Origin of the sequence: Fontivita pretiosa, from assembly GCF_050410795.1 — a bacterium.
Taxonomy (GTDB): domain Bacteria; phylum Planctomycetota; class Phycisphaerae; order Tepidisphaerales; family Tepidisphaeraceae; genus Fontivita; species Fontivita pretiosa.
Map to the genome: position 1 here is coordinate 4,621,276 of NZ_CP191258.1, position 16,560 is coordinate 4,637,835.

Genomic DNA, 16,560 nt, shown 5'->3' on the forward strand with positions numbered 1-16,560 from the left:
CGCTTGAGGCCTGGTGACTGATGGGTGGGTGCGTAATCTGCTGTCATGATCCTGGACTGTCATGTTCACATTGCGGCGTGCACGGCCGGGCACGGGGTGATGTCGGCCCAGTTGCTCAACAGCATTCCGTTTCGGTTTCTGCGGTGGAAGTTCGGGCTGGCGGGGGCCGACGAATCCACCGAGCGGGCGCTGTGCCGGGTTCTGCTGGAGACGCTGGACCGTACGCCCGAGCTCGATGCCGCAGTCGTGCTGGCCTTCGACGCGGTGTACGATCGCCACGGGCAGTTGGACCGCGCGCGCACCCACCTGTACGTGAGCAACGACTATGTGATGGATCTGGCCAGGCAGCATCCCAAGGTGCTGTTCGGCGCGTCGGTTCATCCTTATCGCGGGGACGCGATCGCCGAAATCGAGCGTTGTGTGGCCGCTGGCGCGGTGCTGCTCAAGTGGCTGCCCATCGTGCAGGACTTCGATCCGTCGGACCCTGTCTGCATCCCGTTTTATGAAGCGTTGGCGCATCATCGACTGCCACTGTTGTGTCATACTGGCTCGGAACAGGCGCTGCCGAACCTGAACCGGCACGTGGCCGATCCGATCCTGCTCAAGCCGGCGCTGGAACGCGGGGTGAGAGTGATCATGGCCCACTGCGGCTCGCGCGGTCTGCCGTGGCACACCGACTACACGCCGACGTTCATGCGGATGGCAAGGGAATATGAGCACTGCTACGGCGACACGTCGGCATTGAGCCTGCCGACCCGCTGGTATGCGCTGGAGGCGGTGTTGCGCGACAAAGTGGTGCGACAGAAACTGATCCACGGCAGCGACTGGCCGATCCTGCCGCTGCCTTCACCGGCGATGCTCGGCTGGCACCAGGCGTTCGATCTGCTGGTCGCAGAGCCCAACTGGCTGCGCCGGGACGTGCTGATCAAGCGGCACCTGGATTTCGATGACGCCTATTGGCATCGTGCCGCGGCGGTGCTACGTCTCGCCGGTGTCGCGGCGGTCCAGCAGGCGGTTGCGCCCGGGCGGTAGCCGATCGTTGCACACCTTGATCAGCCGCACATCCATGACCATGGCCAGGAACAGTGCTTCCTGGCGGGGGATGCTGCTGGAAGGGCACTCCAGATCTTCATTGTCGCACAGCACTTCGATGCGGGAATCGCCCGGTCTGCCGTTGTCGGAGAGTGTGACCCGCACCGCGTGCACGTTGCCAAATGGAACTGTCCGTTCAAAACGCAGTGGACCGACACCGTTGCGCAGGCGAATGCGCCGTTCGGCCGGCTCGACGATCATCTCGTAACGCGCCAGGTAGCTGATCAGGCACACGCTCAGGAATCCGCCCGCGAACAGCAGGCTCATGTATCCTTCCCATCGTCCGTGCGCGAACGCGGGAATGGCGATGGCCAGATGCAGCCCGCCGAGCGTGGCGAAAAAGATGACGGCGGTCCAGTTGGGCGGTCCTCGCAGTGGCACTTGGGCGGGGGGTGCGACAGTGGCGAGTTCTCGAAGATGGGTCATCGGGGCTGCCTCCGCAGATGGCCGGGCACGAAACGTCATGCAATCGCCCGCGCGGCCCCGTCCGCCGCAACCGAACTTTAGGAGGCAAACGCCGGGCCAATCAAACCGGCGGAAATCGTTTGGAGGGGCGCTCGATGAGATCTGGCAATGCGTGCACAGCGGCTGGACAAACAAAAAAGCAGGGCGCCGCGGGTTGCCGCGCGGCGCGCCTGCTGAGGTTTCGGCAAGTCCCAGTCCAGCGTCGCCATGGACCGACTTGCCGGTCACGGTTCGCCGCCGGCGCCGGTGCGGGTCGTGGGGAAGGTCCAAACCGCGACACCGGGGGAAGGATCCGGCGCGAACAAGTCCGCTCAATCAGTTACCCACTCATCCTCATCGCCACTGTCAATCCGCCCTCCGGTTCCTTGCGTCGGCTAGGGCAGCGGCTGCGGCTGTTTTCGTGCGCGCCATGCCGCACGATGCCTTCGCCTGACCCCGGGCAACAGCGACTCGATGATCGCCAGCGCCCGACCTCCATACAACACCAGCGGACACGAGCAGTTCAGCCGCTGGTGGCAGTAATCACCGGCGGTGGGCGAGGCGGTGCAGGTCTGGCACACCTCATCCTGGATCGCCTGCTCGAAGTGAGATACCTCCATCGCTTCGAGCCGCTGATCCGCCGCCGTCAGCTTTGGCCCTGCCGTCGCCGCGCGTGCCTGTCTGGCGGCGATTCGCATCAGGACCTTGAGGTTCGCGAAGATCGTACACGCGCCCTCACACGCTCTTGCCTGAGTGTTGGGCAGCGACTCGCTTCCCACGGGGCGCTGCAAACACGTCGGGCAAATCTGGGCACGCAGAGCACGTCGGATCACCGCATCGGGCCGGACGTTCTGCATGGGCAACCTCCAGTTTTGCGGCATTCTACAGTCTTCGGACCGCCAAGTCCAGTATAAAAACGCTGTTCCACTCCTTTGGATATATCGAACCGATCGCGATGGCCCTGAATCAGGAGGAATTATGCCTCCACAACCCCTCTATAACAAAGATGTTAAGGTGCTTTTATCCTGCTTGATGTTGTTCGAGCACGACAAGTTGGACTCTGTCTACAGCCGCCTGTCGCGCACGGTCTCCAGCAGGATGGCGGCGGCGGCGGCGATGTCGTCGGTGCGGCTGAATTCATCGGGGCTGTGGCTCACGCCGTCGCGGCTGGGCACCAGCAACATCGCCGCCGGCACGTGCGCCGCCAGAATCGCCGCATCATGCATCCCCCCGCTGGTGGCGTCGGCGATCGGTTCGATGTGGCGAGCTTCGGCTCCGCGTCGCATCTTGGCGCAGATCCGCGGATCCAGCTCCACGGGCGCCTGCGATTCGGTCACGTCCAGAACCAGCTCCAATCGCCGCCGCCGGGCAATCTGTTCCAGCGTGCTGCGAATGGCCTGATCCCCGCGGGCCAGAATCGCCGTCTGTGGACTGCAAAAATCGATCGTGAAATCAACCTTGTCCGCGATGACGTTGATCGCATTGGGACGCACACCAACCCGCCCGACGGTGATGACCGTGTCATGACCCAGGGAACAGGCCAGCTTCTCCAGGGCAAGGATTGCCTCGGCGGCGCCGGCCAATGCGTCAAGCCGGTCCTGCATCGAGGTGCATCCGGCATGGTTGGCCAGACCTTTAATCTCGCAGCAGTACTGTCTGCGGCCGGCGATCCCCGCCACGCACGCGGCGCGGATGTCGTTGTTCCACAGCCCCGGACCCTGCTCAACATGTACCTCGATCAGCCCGATGACGGTGTGCGGCCGCAACCGGTCTTCGCTGAGCTTGTGCGGATCAACTCCATGAGCCGCGCCGGCCTCCAGATAGTTCTGACCCTGCGCGTTGCTCAGCCCAAGAAGCTGCTCGACGGTCATTTCTCCAACAAACAGCCGGCTGCCGATCATCCCAAGCCCGAACGTGGTGCCTTCCTGCTCGGCCCAGACGACCAGTTCCAGGGGGACGGCGATTTTGAGGTCTTCGCGTGCGGCGCGCAGAACCTCCAGCGGCGCGATGACGCCGACCACGCCGTCGTAATCCCCGCCATGCGGCACCGTGTCCAGATGCGAGCCGCTGATCCAGGCCGGGGCGTCCCAGGAGATCGCCGCCGGACGCGCGTGCAGGTTTCCCGCCGCGTCGATTCGCACCTTGCAGCCGATCGCCTCGAGCTGCTGGGCGACGTAGTCGCGTGCCTGCCGCCAGGCGGGCGAAAACGTCGGGCGGGTGGCGCCGGCACCCGGCGTCAGGGTAAACCGCGCAATGGCCGTGATATCGTTCTGGATGCGCTCGGCGCTGATCGGCATACGCACTCAACCACGGAAGACGACCGATGGATACGCAATTCGCACAGACATGCTTTGCCTGATCACGCCCGGACCTGCCGGTGGGCATCGTCCGCTCGTTGCCCGCATCTTAATATCCCATACAGCCGCCTACAAAAACAAATCCACGAACCGGAAGTTTTCCACATCCACCAGGCCCTTGTCGGTCAGCTTCAGCTTAGGGATAACCTCCAGAGCCATGAAGCTCATGGTCATAAACGGATCGCGCAAGCACGAGCCCAAGTCGCGGCGGGCGGCGTGCAGGAGCCGGTCGTAGGCGACGCGGACTTCGGTGATCGGGCGATCGCTCATCAGCCCCGCCACGGGCAGGGGCAGACTTGCCAGAACCTGCTGATTCGCCGCCGCGCACAATCCCCCGCCGCCCATGTTCACGATGGCCCGAATCGCCGTCAGCATCGACTCATCGTCGGCTCCGATGACGATCAGGTTGTGATGATCGTGGGCCACCGTTCCCGCGATCGCGCCGCGTGTGAGCCCCAGGCCGTGGATGAAGCCCAGCCCGATGCCGCCGCCACGACCGTGGCGCTCGATCACGGCGATCTTGAGGATATCGCGAGTCGGGTCGGGCACGACGTAACCATCGTGGATCGTTGCGTCGAAAATCAGATGCTCGGTGACGAGCTGTTCGGCCTGCGCGCCGATGACGCGGATGCGCGCGGATCTGGCGCGGACGCGAAGGTTCGGCGTGTGGCACGACAGGATGCATCGTGCGCGGACCGTGTCTGGAATCGCGGTCGGTTGCACGCCCGCCACGGAACACGGACGCCCGTCGCGGGCCGCCAGCACGCCGCCGCTGTACACCAGCCGCGCCTGCGGATTGGCCAGATCATCGAAGATGATCAGGTCGGCCAGGCGTCCGGGGGCGATCGCGCCGCGGTCGTGCAGGCCGAACCACTCGCTGGGGTTCAGTGTCGCCATGCGCAACGCCTCGATGGGATCGATCCCGTGAGCGATGGCCCGGCGAACCATGTGGTCGATGCTGCCTTCATCCAGCAGGTCGGCGGGCTGACGGTCGTCCGTGCAGAAGCAGATTCGCCTGCTGTTGGCGGCTCGAACCAGTGGCAGCAGCGCGTCGAGATTTCGCGCGGTGCTGGCCTGACGGATCAGGATGTACATGCCGCGGGCGAGCTTTTCCGCCGCCTCGTCCACTGAAACGCATTCATGATCGGAGCCGATCCCCGCCGCCACGTACGCGTTCAGCGCCTTGCCCCCAAGCCCGGGCGCATGGCCGTCGCGTGGCCGGCCACAAAAGGCCTGCAACTTCGCTGCAACCTGCGGATCAGCGGCAATCACCCCCGGATAATTCATCACTTCCGCCAGCCCGTGCACCTCGCCTTGCTCAAGCAGTTGTGCCAGTTCCCCGGCGTCGAGTCTGGCCCCGCTGCTGGCCATATCCGTCGCCGGCACGCAGCTTGACGCCATCACCACCACGCGCAGCGGCAGACCCCTGGACGCCTGGATCATGAAGCGGATGCCTTCGATTCCGGCGACGTTAGCGATCTCGTGCGGGTCGGTCACGACCGTCGTCACGCCTCGCGGCACCACCGCCGACGCGAATTGTCCGGGGACGCACAGGCTGCTCTCGATGTGCACGTGCGAATCGATCAACCCCGGAGCGACAAACGAGCCATTGAGGTCGATGACCTCGCGAGCGCGATAGCCCGGCCCGATCCCCGCGATCCGATCACCCGCGATGGCGATGTCGGCCCGCTCGATCTGGCCGCAGAAGACATTGACGATCTGCCCGTTGCTCAACAGCAGATCCGCCGGCCAGTCTCCGCGCGCCACCGCCAGCAACGATGAACCAGCGGATTGCCCGGCTTCATCCTTCAATCGACCGTGTTCATCCTTTGCGACCATACTTGGGATCCACGGTTGTTTCACCGGAGCGGGTCTTGATCTTGCCGGCGACGATGGCGCCGGCATCGATATACAGCCGACCTCCCTGGTTGACGGCATCGCCGCCTAGCACGCCGCTGTGAATGACTTTAGCGCCCGGGTGGACGATCAGATCGCCGGTGACGTTGCCATAGATGTGCACGCGTCCGCCCTGCTCGACGATCAGGCTTCCGTAGATCGAGCCCCGAAGGTACAGCTTGCCGCCGTCGATGACGGTCACATTTCCTCCCACCGAGCCCCAGAGGGTGAACGGCTCGTAAACGACAACATCGCCGGGGATCTGTCCGCGTTCCTCGCGCATGGCGAGGGAAGATGTTACTCCAGATTTGCCGGATTCTCATCGCCCGTGGATACGCGGCACCGGCGCAACGTGCAGGCGCAGCCGCGTGCCGTGAGTGTCCCGCTTGGCGCGCAGCCTATCGAGGCTCCTGGTACTCAGCCGGATCGTGTTCGTCTCGCAGGGGGCGGCTCATGGCGCGTCCGCTCGGCCAGTAGAGCATGTACAGGACCAGGGCCACTGCGCCGGGGACGATGTTGGGCACGAGCGTGTCGGTGAGGATGCACCCAAGGATGGCGATCACGCCGCCCGCCGCCAGCGCCACCCAGACCGTCATCATTCCCGCCAGGTATTGCCTTGGCGAGATGGTTCCTCCGGCCAGGTAATCCTTAAACAGGTGATGTCGCCAGAAGAATGCCGCCGGCACGGCCATCGCCAGGTAGGCCAGCGTGAAGAAGAACCACATGCCGGCCAGGTCGCGATCCGCGGAGCCGCTGCGTTCGGGGGTGGCCCCGAGGAGCCGCCAGATCGTCCAGAAGAACAGCACGAACGGCACGACCAGCAGCAGGATCCAGGCTCGCCAGGCCAGCCGCATCGCCTGGTCCGCAGTGAGGCTCGTGCCGTTGTTGCGCTGCGCCAGGGCGGTGTTCTGATCGCTGTTCTGGCGGATCAGCGTCGTGTGGAGCATGTTGTCCTCCCGTCAGAGGATTGCAGCATCCTATTTTATCCGGCGGACGGAGATCCGCACAGTTTCATTTTGCGTTGATCCAAGGCAGTTGGTGAGCGGGCAGCGTTCACCACGTCGCCGGGCTGGAGCCGCTCATGGGCCGGCTGGCGGCGTGCCGGTGGGCTGGATGTCCTGTGGGGTTATGCTGGCAAACTGGTCTGCTCCCTGTCGGGCAAGCTCCCGCATGCGGGGCAGAAGCGTCTCCAGCGATTCGGCCTGCGGCGAAAGCGGATACCGCCGTATCAGATCCTCCGCCAGCTCGATCGCCTGCTCGAACTCATGCGCACGCATCAGTTCCTGAATGCGGACTTCGATTTCCTGGCGCTCTTCGATCTCGGCGTTGTCCTGGAGGGTCTTGATCTGCCCGCGGAGCTGCTCGGCCAGGCGATGCTCGGGGAACTGCTGGATCAGCCGCGTGGCGTGCATGAACGCTCGCCGCCACAGTCTTCGGTCGATGTCGTGGCGAATCTCCTCGAACATTCGCTGTACGGTGGATTCCTGAAAGGTGGCGTATTCGCGCTCGACGCGGCTCAGCAGCGCCGTGGCATCGCCGTTGTGCGGAAAACCCTGCACAAGCTGCCGGGCACGGTCCAGCGCCTGCTCCCACGCCGACGACGACATCAATGCCTCCACTTCCCCGATCGTTTTCTGCACCGTCTCCTGCTCGAACAGCCGGCGCGAGTGATCCAGGTAGTTTCGGCCCTTGGCCACCTCATGATCGTTCGGAAACTCGGTTTCCAGCGAGATCAGCAGGCGCTCGGCCCTGGACCACTCGTGCGCCGCCACCAGGTCGAACAGCTCCTTGATTTGCGAGGCCTTTCGCTGCTGGCGATGCAGCAGGATTCGCTGCCGGCGCTCGGCGTCGGGCAGCATCGAGATCTCGCGCACTTCCTCGATGGCCGCCGCAAGCTGCTCGAATTGCCGCGTGTAGTCCTTGACCGGCGGCGGGGGTGACGCCGGGGAGGCGCTGCGCGAGGCCCGGTCCGAAATCAGATACAGATCATTGAGCTTCACCTTCAGCTCCAGGATCTGTTGTTCCAGGCGATTGAGCGTGGCGGCGACTTCGGGCGGGGCTTTGCTTTCGCGACTGATCAGCGATGCCAGTCCCAACAACGACAATACCGCTCCCAGCGCGATCAGAAACCCCATCCACGCCACCAGACGCCAGTCCTTCATCGCGATTTCCGGCGGCAGGATCACCAGGACGGTGGCGGCGATGAACAGGACCGCCGCGGTGAACCTCAGGAACAACGCGAAGGCGCGATGCTGGGCCATAGGCCCGATTGTGTCCTAAGCCCACGTCGGCGGCAATGCTGCGATAATCGCAGATTTTTGGCGACCGCCCCGCAATCCGCTTGTAGAATGTTGCCTCCGGCAGATCCCGCTCATCCAACCCCTTCGGAGGTGCGACATGAAATCGCACGGCCCTGCCATGTCTGGCCCGACACTGGAGACACTGGAATCACGCACGCTGCTGGCGGCGACCACGTTCCTTAACCCACTGACCGATTCACAGACGCTCACGCCCGGCCTGGTCCAGATGCAGCCAGGCGACTTCGTCTACCAGCCCGAACCTGAACTGGACGACCTGGTCACCCGCGGTCGCAGCAGGTTCTTCATCCTGGAGCCGGGCCGGCGGATGGTCTACCACGGGCAGGAAGACGCTGAGCAGGTGCGGCTGGTCATCGCCGTCACCGACCGAACCAGACTCATCGATGGCGTGCGCACACGCGTCGTTCGCGAAGTTGAACACGTAAACGGGGAATTGATCGAGGTCTCCTGGAACTATCTGGCCATGGATGAAGACAATGGCGACCTGTTCTACTTCGGCGAAGACGTGAACATCTACGAGGACGGCAAGCTCGTCAGTCACGAGGGCGCCTGGCGTTCGGGCGTGAACGGCGCGAGGTTTGGGCTGCTGATGCCGGGCGATCCGCAGGTGGGCATGACGTTCCTTCAGGAGCGTGCCCCGGGCGTGGCGCTGGACGAGGGTCACATTGTGAACCTCAACTCGGTGGTGCGCACTCCCCTGGGCAGGTTCCGCAACTGCGCGAAAGTCGAGGAAACCAGCGCCCTGGAGCCGGGTGCGGTCAGCATCAAGTACCATGCGCCCGGCGTGGGGCTGGTGCAGGATGGCGTACTGAAGCTGACGGCGATCTACGCGCGGTAGGGCGGCGCCGCTTGGCGTCACAGCCCCAGCACATGCACCGGTCCCCACCAGCCCGCCCCGGCTCATGCCGCCAGGCGCAGGCGATAGTTGGTCTTGGCGGCGCCGGCGAAGATCACGCGCACGTAATAGGTGCCGGCGGACAGATTGGCGTAGAACGCTTCCGCCGCCGTCGCACCGGTTCGGCCCGAGTAGTACAGTCGTCGTCCCGTCGAATCCAGCAGTTCGAGCTGCACGTCCTGCGTGTTGTTGTACAGCTTGGCGTACAACTGCGTGGCGCTGCTGAGGCTGAAACGGTACAGGTCCTGCTCGCTGGTGCTGGCGATCGAATCATCGACCACCTTGATCGCGCCGGGACTGAGCACGCCCAGGTCCGTGGCCGCCGACAGGTTCACCGACAGCGGAGGCGTCGAGCTGACGGTGGCGGAGGCGGCGATGCGCAGGCGGTAGGGCGTGCCCGCCGTGCCGGTGTAGACCACCCGGATGAAGTACGTGCCCGGCTTGAGCGTCTTGGTGATCTGTTCCATCGTCGCGCCGCTGTTGCGCGATTCCGCCAGGCGGGTTCCGCTGCTGTCCAGCAGGAACAGCTCGGCGTTGTCCCGCAGGTAGTACATCCGCAGGTCGATCGAGACGTTGCTGGAGACGGTGAACTTGTAGAAGTCATTGCGGTCCAGCACGCCCACGCCGTCGTCATAGACCCGCGCCTTGCCCGGCACAACCGTGCCCAGGTCGCGCGCCTCGGCCAACGTGTTGCCCGCCAGCTCCGGTGGCAGCACGCCCACCGCGAACTGCCCGACCTCGCCCGCGGCCACGTACCGTCCGGCAAGGTCGCGAACCTGGTTGGCTCGAACGTTGATCTTGTAGAACCCGTCATCGAACGGATCCCAGCTTCCGCCCGGCGGGGTGATGCTGTAGATCACCACTTTCTGGTTGCCCGAGGCGTTGTACCATTCCACGAAGCTGGCTCGCTGGCTGAATCCGCCCGGTCCGGTGACCACCACATCGCTTCCGTCGAAGCTGCTGGTGTCCACGCCGGTATCGTCGTTGTAGACCAGGCGGAACTGGTAGCTCGTGCCACCGGCACTGTACACGCCCGGCGCCATGATCACCGCCGCCGTCGGCGCCGCACCGTCGCCCACCGCCACCACCACCGTCTTGCTGTTGGCGGCGTAGGTGCCGTCCTCGTCGCTGGCCGTGGCGCTGATCGTGTAGCTCGTGCCGCCGATCGCGTACACATGCGTCACGCTGGACGGGCTGCCGCTGATCGTCTGCGTCGAGCCATCACCCCAGTTGATCACCCACTGGCTGATCGTGTCATTGCCAGGATCGGTATGCGCAAGCGTCAGCGTGTACGGCTTGCCGCCCTGCACCGAATCCGGTCCGCTGATCGTCAGCGTCGGGGCGACGTTGCTGATCGACACCGACCTGCTGTTGGCGGCGTAGGTGCCGTCCTCGTCGGTGGCGGTGGCGGTGATCGTATACTGCCCGTTGTCAGCGTAGACGTGCGAGACCGCCGCCGGGCTGCCGGGCACGATCTGTGTCATCCCGTCGCCCCAGTTGATGATCCAGCTCGTGATCGTATCGTTGCCCGGATCGCTCTTGCCCAGCCCGAGCTGATACGCCGAACCCTCCGCGCCGCTGCCGTTGCCGCTGAGCGTCAGCGTGGGCGCGACATTCGCCACCATCACGACGCTTGCGTTCGAGCCGAAGGTCCCGTCCTCATCCGTGGCGGTGGCGGTGATCGTGAAGGTGCCGTTGTCGGCATAGGTATGTGCGGCGCTGCTGGGGTTGCCGCTGAGCGTCGAAGTGAACCCATCGCCCCAGTTGATCACCCACCGCGTGATCGTGTCATTGCCCGGATCCGTTTCCGCAAGATTCAACGTATAACTGGAGCCTTCCTGCGCCGAGCCGCTGCCGCTGATGCTCAGTGTCGGCGCCACGTTGGTGACGCTGACGGATTTGGATCCCGCCGACCAGGTGCCGTCCTCGTCCGTCGCCGTCGCGGTGATCGTCACCGCCATGTTGTCGGCGAACACGTGCGTGACACTGGAGGGATTGCCGTTGATGGTCTGGGCCGGCGAGCCGTCTCCCCAGTTGATCACCCATCGGATGATCGTGTCATCTCCCGGATCGGAGGCGCTGAGCAGCAGGGTGTACGTTCCACCCTCGGCGACGCTCGCCGGTCCTGTAATCGCCACCGCGGGCGCCACATTCGTCACCGTCACCGAACGCGAGTTGGCGTTGTAGGTGCCGTCCTCGTCGGCGGCGCTGGCGGTGATGCTGTAGCTGCCGTTGTCGGCGAACACGTGCGTCACGCTCGCCGGGCTGCCGCTGATCGTCTGGGTCGATCCATCGCCCCAGTTGATGATCCACTGGCGGATGGTGTCAGCGCCAGGGTCGCTTCGGGTCAGCGTCAGCGTGTATGTCGATCCCTCCGCCGTGGTGTTCGGGCCGCTGATCGTCAGCGTCGGCGCGACGTTGTTCACCGTCAGCGTCTTGCTGTTGGCGCTGTAGGTTCCATCCTCGTCGCTGGCCGTCGCGCTGATGGTGTACGTTCCGTCGTCGGCGTACAGGTGTTTGACCGAGCCGGGGCTGCCGTTGATCGTCTGGATCGTCCCATCACCCCAGTCGATCACCCACCGCGCGATCGTGTCGGCGCCGGGGTCGCTGCGCGTGAGCCGAAGCGTATAGTTCGATCCTTCCGCAAGCGTATCGTTGCCGCTGATCGTCAGAGTTGGCGCCACATTCGTGACGCTCAGGCCCTTCGTGTTGGCGCTGTACGTGCCATCTTCGTCCGTCGCCGTCGCGGTGATCGTGAACGTGCCGTCGTCGGCGAATGTGTGCGTGACGCTGGCCGGGCTGCCGTTGATCGTCTGGACTGTCCCGTCGCCCCAGTTGATGACCCATCGTGCGATCGTGTCGCTGCCCGGGTCGGTTCTGCCAAGGCTCAGGACATAAACCGATCCCTCCGCCACGGTGTCGGCGCCGCTGATCGTCAGCGTCGGCGCGACGTTGGTGATGCTGATCGTCGCGGTATCCGTGGCGGTGTTTCCGCCCGAGTCGGTCACACGCAGGCTGACGGTGCGCGTGGCCGGGCCGTCCAGTCCGGCGGCGTTGAACGTCGGGGTGGCGCCGGTCTCATCGCCCCGCGTGGCTGCGGTGCCGCTCTCGCCAAAGATCCCGTCACCGTCCAGATCCCAGGCATAGCTCAGCCCCGACCCGCTGCTGCCCGAGCCGTCAAGCTGCACGCTGCCGCCTTCGCCGACCGTGTACGGACCGCCGGCGTTGGCGACCAGGTTCGTCTCCACCACCGCCACGCTCTTGCTGTTGGCGGCGTAGGTTCCGTCCTCGTCGGTCGCGGTGGCGGTGATCGTGTAGTTCGCCGCGCCGCTGTACGTATGCGTCACGTTGGTCGGGTTGCCGTTGATGAGCTGCGGCCCGGTCCCGTCGCCCCAGTCGATCGTCCAGCTCGTGATCGTGTCGCTGCCGGGGTCTGAGCTTGAAAGACTCAGGGTATACACGCTGCCGGACTGCACGCTGTTGGGTCCGCTGATCGTCAGCGTCGGCGCAACGTTCGTCACCGTCACTGCATGCGCGCTGGCGTTGTAAGTTCCGTCTTCATCGCTGGCCGTGGCACTGATGGTGTACGCGCCATCGTCACCGTAAACGTGCGTGACGCTCGAGGGATTTCCGCTGATTGTCTGGGTCGATCCATCGCCCCAGTCGATCAGCCAGCTCGTGACCAGGTCGTTGCCCGCGTCGCTCACCGCCAGGTTCAACGTGTACGCCGACCCCTCGGCCACGCTGCCCGCTCCGCCGGTCGTCAGCGTCGGCGCAACATTAGTCACCGTGACGGTCTTGGCGTTGGCCGAGTGCGTGCCGTCCTCGTCGGTGGCGGTGGCGGTGATCGTGTATGTCCCGTCGTCTCCGAAGACGTGGGTTACGCCGGACGGGTTGCCTGTTACCGTCTGCGGATCACTTCCGTCGCCCCAGTCGATCACCCAGCCGCTGATCGTGTCGGTTCCCGGATCGCTGGCCGAGAGGTTCAGCGTGTAGGTGGCGCCCTCGGCCACGGAGTTGGCCCCGCTGATGCTCAGCGTCGGCGCGACGTTGGTGATGTTGATCGTCGCGGTGGCGGTGGAGGTATTTCCGCCCGAGTCGGTCACACGCAGGCTCACCGTGCGGCTGGAAGGTCCGTCCAGCCCGGTGGCGTTGAAGGTCGGTGTGGCGCCGGTTTCGACGCCGCGTGTCGCCGCGGCGCCGGTTTCGCCGAAGATCCCGTCGCCGTCCAAATCCCAGGCATAGCTCAAACCCGAGCCGCTGCTGCTTGAGCCGTCAAGCTGGACGCTGCCGCCTTCGGCGACCGTGTAAGGCCCGCCCGCGTCGGCGGTCACCGTCGGCCCGACCACCGAGACACTCTTGCTGTTCGCGTTGTACGTGCCGTCCTCATCGGTGGCGCTGGCACTGATGGTGTACGTCGCGCTTCCGCCACTGTACGTGTGCGTGACGCTCGAAGGATTGCCCGCCACCACCTGCGGCCCGGTCCCGTCGCCCCAGTCGATCGTCCAGCTCGTGATCGTGTCGCTGCCAGGGTCCGAGCTTGACAGACTCAGGGTATACACGCTGCCGGACTGCACGCTGTTGGGTCCGCTGATCGTCAGCGTCGGCGCAACGTTCGTCACCGTTACCGCCTTCGTATTGGCGTTGTAGGTTCCGTCTTCGTCGGTCGCGGTGGCGGTGATGGTGTAGCTGCCGTTGTCGGCAAATACGTGCGTGATGCTCGAGGGATTGCCGTTGATCGTTTGCGCAGCGGTTCCATCGCCCCAGTTGATCACCCACCGGCTGATCGTGTCATTGCCGACATCACTGGCTGAAAGATTCAGCGTGTACGTCGCGCCCTCAGCCACCGAGTTGGCCCCGCTGATGCTCAGCGTCGGCGCGACATTGGTCACCGTCAGCGCCTTGGCGTTGGAGGTGTAGGTTCCGTCCTCATCCGTGGCGGCGGCGGTGATGCTGTACGTTCCGCTGTCGGCAAACACGTGCGTGACGCTCGAGGGGTTGCCCGTCACCGTCTGCACCGCTCCGTCGCCCCACACAATCACCCATTGCGTGATAGTATCAGTACCCGGATCGCTGGCCGAGAGATTCAGCGTGTACGTAGCGCCCTCGGCCACGGAGTTGGCCCCGCTGATGCTCAGCGTCGGCGCGACATTGGTGATGCTGATGGTCGCGGTGGCGGTGCTGCTGGCGCCGGTCGAGTCGGTCACACGCAGGCTCACCGTGCGGCTGGAAGGTCCGTCCAGCCCGGCGGCGTTGAAGGTCGGTGTGGCGCCGGTTTCGACGCCGCGCGTGGCTGCGGTGCCGCTCTCGCCGAAGATCCCGTCGCCGTCCAGGTCCCAGGCGAAGCTGAGTCCCGAGCCGGTGCTGCCCGAGCCGTTGAGTTGGACGCTGCCGCCTTCGGCAACGGTGTACGGCCCGCCGGCGTTGGCCGCGGTCGGGGCCGTGACCGTGATCGCCTTGGAATTCGCGTTGTATGTCCCGTCTTCGTCCGTCGCCGTCGCGGTGATGGTGTACGAGCCAGCGTTTGCAAAGACATGCGTGACGCTGGAGGGATTTCCATTGACCGTTTGCGCGGCGGTTCCGTCGCCCCAAGTGATCACCCACCGGGCGATCGTATCGCTGCCCGGATCGCTGGCCGACAGCGTCAGCGTATACGCCGCCCCGGCCGCCACCGAGTTGGCCCCGCCGATCGTCAGCGTCGGCGCAACGTTGGTCACCGTGACGGCCTTGGAGTTGGCGTTGAACGTACCGTCCTCATCGGTGGCCGTCGCCGTGATCGTGTACGAGCCATTGTCGGCGAATACGTGCGTGATGCTCGAGGGGTTGCCGTTGACGGTCTGTGCGGCGGTTCCATCGCCCCAGTTGATCACCCATCGTGTGATCGTGTCGCTGCCGGGATCGCTGGCCGAAAGATTCAGCGTGTACGTAGCGCCCTCAGCCACGGAGTTGGCCCCGCTGATGCTCAGCGTCGGCGCGACATTGGTGATGTTGATCGTCGCCGTCGCAGTGCTGGTGCGGCTGGCTGAATCGGTCACGCGCAGGCTCACCGTGCGGCTGGAAGGTCCGTCCAGTCCGGCGGCGTTGAAGGTCGGTGTGGCGCCGGTCTCGACGCCGCGCGTGGCCGCGGCGCCGGTTTCGCCGAAGATCCCGTCGCCGTCCAGGTCCCAGGCATAGCTCAAACCTGAACCGGTGCTGCCCGAGCCGTTGAGTTGGACGCTGCCGCCTTCGGCAACCGTGTACGGACCGCCCGCGTCGGCGGTTGGCGCTGGTGGGGTGATGCCGTTGGCCAGCAGAACGCTGACGGTGCTGGCACCCTGGTTGGCGACAGCGATATCGATGGCGCTGTCGCCGTTGAAGTTGGCCAGCACCAGCGATCGCGGATTGGCGCCGACCGTGTAATTCACCGCCGCCGCCAGCGTTGCGGTACCGTTGCCGAACAGGACGCTGACGTTGTTGGACGTTTCGTTGGCGGCCACGACATCGCGGTTGCCGTCGCCATCCAGGTCTGCCACCGCGACGAACGTCGTGCCGCTGCCGGCGTTGTAGTGCACGGCGGCTTGGAACGTGCCGCCGGCGTTGCCGCGGAGCACGCTGAGCTTGTTGGCCAGATAGCCCGCGGTCACGATATCCAGCACGCCGTCATTGTTGAGATCGCCTGCGGCGATCGAAGCCGGCCCGGCGCTGGTCGCGTAGGACACGCCAGCGGCGAACGTCGCGTTGCCGTTGCCCAGCAGCACGTACACCTTGTCGCCGAAGTAATCCGCTGCCGCCAGGTCCAGCTTGCCGTCGGCGTTGAAGTCGCCGGCGACAAGATCGCTGGGCGTGAAGCCGACGGCGGAGTTGGCCGGGGCCATGAACGTGCCGTTGCCGTTGCCGCGGAGAATCGACAGATTCGTGTCGAACGCCTTGGCCACCGCCAGGTCAACCTTGGCGTCGCCGTTGAAATCGCCCAGGACGACCGCCCGGGGTCCGTTTCCGGCGGCAAAGAACGCCGCCACGCCGAACGTGCCGTTGCCATTGCCCAGCATGACGCCGACGTTGTTGTTTTCGTAGCTGACGGTGATCAGATCCGCCTTGCCATCGGCGTTGACATCGCCGGCAGCCACGAAATCTGCCGGGCTTGCCAGCGTGATCGTCGTCGCCGCCGCGAATGTCCCGTTGGTGTTGCCCAGGAGAATGCTCAGGCTCGAATTGGCGTAGCTGGAGGTGACCAGGTCCTTTCGACCGTCGGCGTTGAAGTCCGCCGTTGCGATGAAGTCGGGCCGTCCAGCGACGGTGTAGTTCACCGCCGCCGCATAACTCACCGCCATGCAGATTCGCTGTTCCAGTTGCTCCATGGGGATGGCCTGATGAGCCGCGTGGCGAATGCAGCGCTGGCGGCGCAGCCCGCGGCGAGTGGGGCGTGACTCCGCGGCGGCGGCATGGTTCAGCTTCGAGGCGTTGTGGGACTTGAATCGCTGCGGCATGGTCTACCTCACATGCATCAGTGGCCTCATCCGGCCCGTCGGTCCGGTCACGACACGTCCGCTTTTCCGCACATTCGATCTGGCGTGAACTT

General features: G+C 65.0%; 10 protein-coding genes. 2 read left to right on the forward strand and 8 right to left on the reverse strand.

Annotation, left to right across the window (positions count from 1 at the left end; all coding sequences use genetic code 11):
* Positions 1-45: 45 nt before the first annotated feature.
* Positions 46-1,032: an amidohydrolase family protein gene (locus ACQS5P_RS18690; protein ID WP_428938134.1), complete on the forward strand. Its 987-nt coding sequence runs from the start codon at positions 46-48 to the stop codon at positions 1,030-1,032.
* On the opposite strand, the gene ACQS5P_RS18695 is transcribed toward ACQS5P_RS18690, so the two are convergent.
* The 7 genes from ACQS5P_RS18695 to ACQS5P_RS18725 form a co-directional block, all read right to left on the reverse strand.
* Positions 979-1,518, reverse strand: a complete 540-nt coding sequence (locus tag ACQS5P_RS18695; protein WP_428938135.1) for a hypothetical protein — start codon at positions 1,516-1,518, stop codon at positions 979-981. The genes ACQS5P_RS18690 and ACQS5P_RS18695 overlap by 54 nt on opposite strands.
* 413 nt (positions 1,519-1,931) lie before the next feature.
* Positions 1,932-2,393, reverse strand: coding sequence for a hypothetical protein (locus tag ACQS5P_RS18700; protein WP_428938136.1), 462 nt, complete (start codon positions 2,391-2,393; stop codon positions 1,932-1,934).
* Between the two features lie 207 nt (positions 2,394-2,600).
* Positions 2,601-3,833: a Zn-dependent hydrolase gene (locus tag ACQS5P_RS18705; RefSeq protein WP_428938137.1), complete on the reverse strand. Its 1,233-nt coding sequence runs from the start codon at positions 3,831-3,833 to the stop codon at positions 2,601-2,603.
* A 129-nt stretch (positions 3,834-3,962) separates the two neighbouring features.
* Complete coding sequence (gene ade / locus ACQS5P_RS18710) at positions 3,963-5,732, reverse strand: adenine deaminase (RefSeq protein WP_428938138.1); 1,770 nt, start codon at positions 5,730-5,732, stop codon at positions 3,963-3,965.
* Positions 5,716-6,072, reverse strand: coding sequence for a hypothetical protein (locus tag ACQS5P_RS18715; protein ID WP_428938139.1), 357 nt, complete (start codon positions 6,070-6,072; stop codon positions 5,716-5,718). Before ACQS5P_RS18715 ends, ade begins: the two co-directional genes overlap by 17 nt.
* 115 nt (positions 6,073-6,187) lie before the next feature.
* On the reverse strand, positions 6,188-6,736 hold the full coding sequence (locus ACQS5P_RS18720; RefSeq protein ID WP_428938140.1) for a hypothetical protein: 549 nt from the start codon (positions 6,734-6,736) through the stop codon (positions 6,188-6,190).
* A gap of 132 nt (positions 6,737-6,868) precedes the next feature.
* Positions 6,869-8,050 (reverse strand): hypothetical protein, encoded by a 1,182-nt coding sequence (locus ACQS5P_RS18725; RefSeq protein ID WP_428938141.1) that lies wholly within the window; start codon positions 8,048-8,050, stop codon positions 6,869-6,871.
* A gap of 136 nt (positions 8,051-8,186) precedes the next feature.
* Between ACQS5P_RS18725 and ACQS5P_RS18730 the strand changes: the two genes are divergently transcribed.
* Positions 8,187-8,945, forward strand: a complete 759-nt coding sequence (locus ACQS5P_RS18730; protein ID WP_428938142.1) for a hypothetical protein — start codon at positions 8,187-8,189, stop codon at positions 8,943-8,945.
* A gap of 62 nt (positions 8,946-9,007) precedes the next feature.
* Here the strand turns inward: ACQS5P_RS18730 and ACQS5P_RS18735 are convergent, their stop codons facing one another.
* Positions 9,008-16,468: a PKD domain-containing protein gene (locus ACQS5P_RS18735; protein ID WP_428938143.1), complete on the reverse strand. Its 7,461-nt coding sequence runs from the start codon at positions 16,466-16,468 to the stop codon at positions 9,008-9,010.
* Positions 16,469-16,560: the final 92 nt, after the last annotated feature.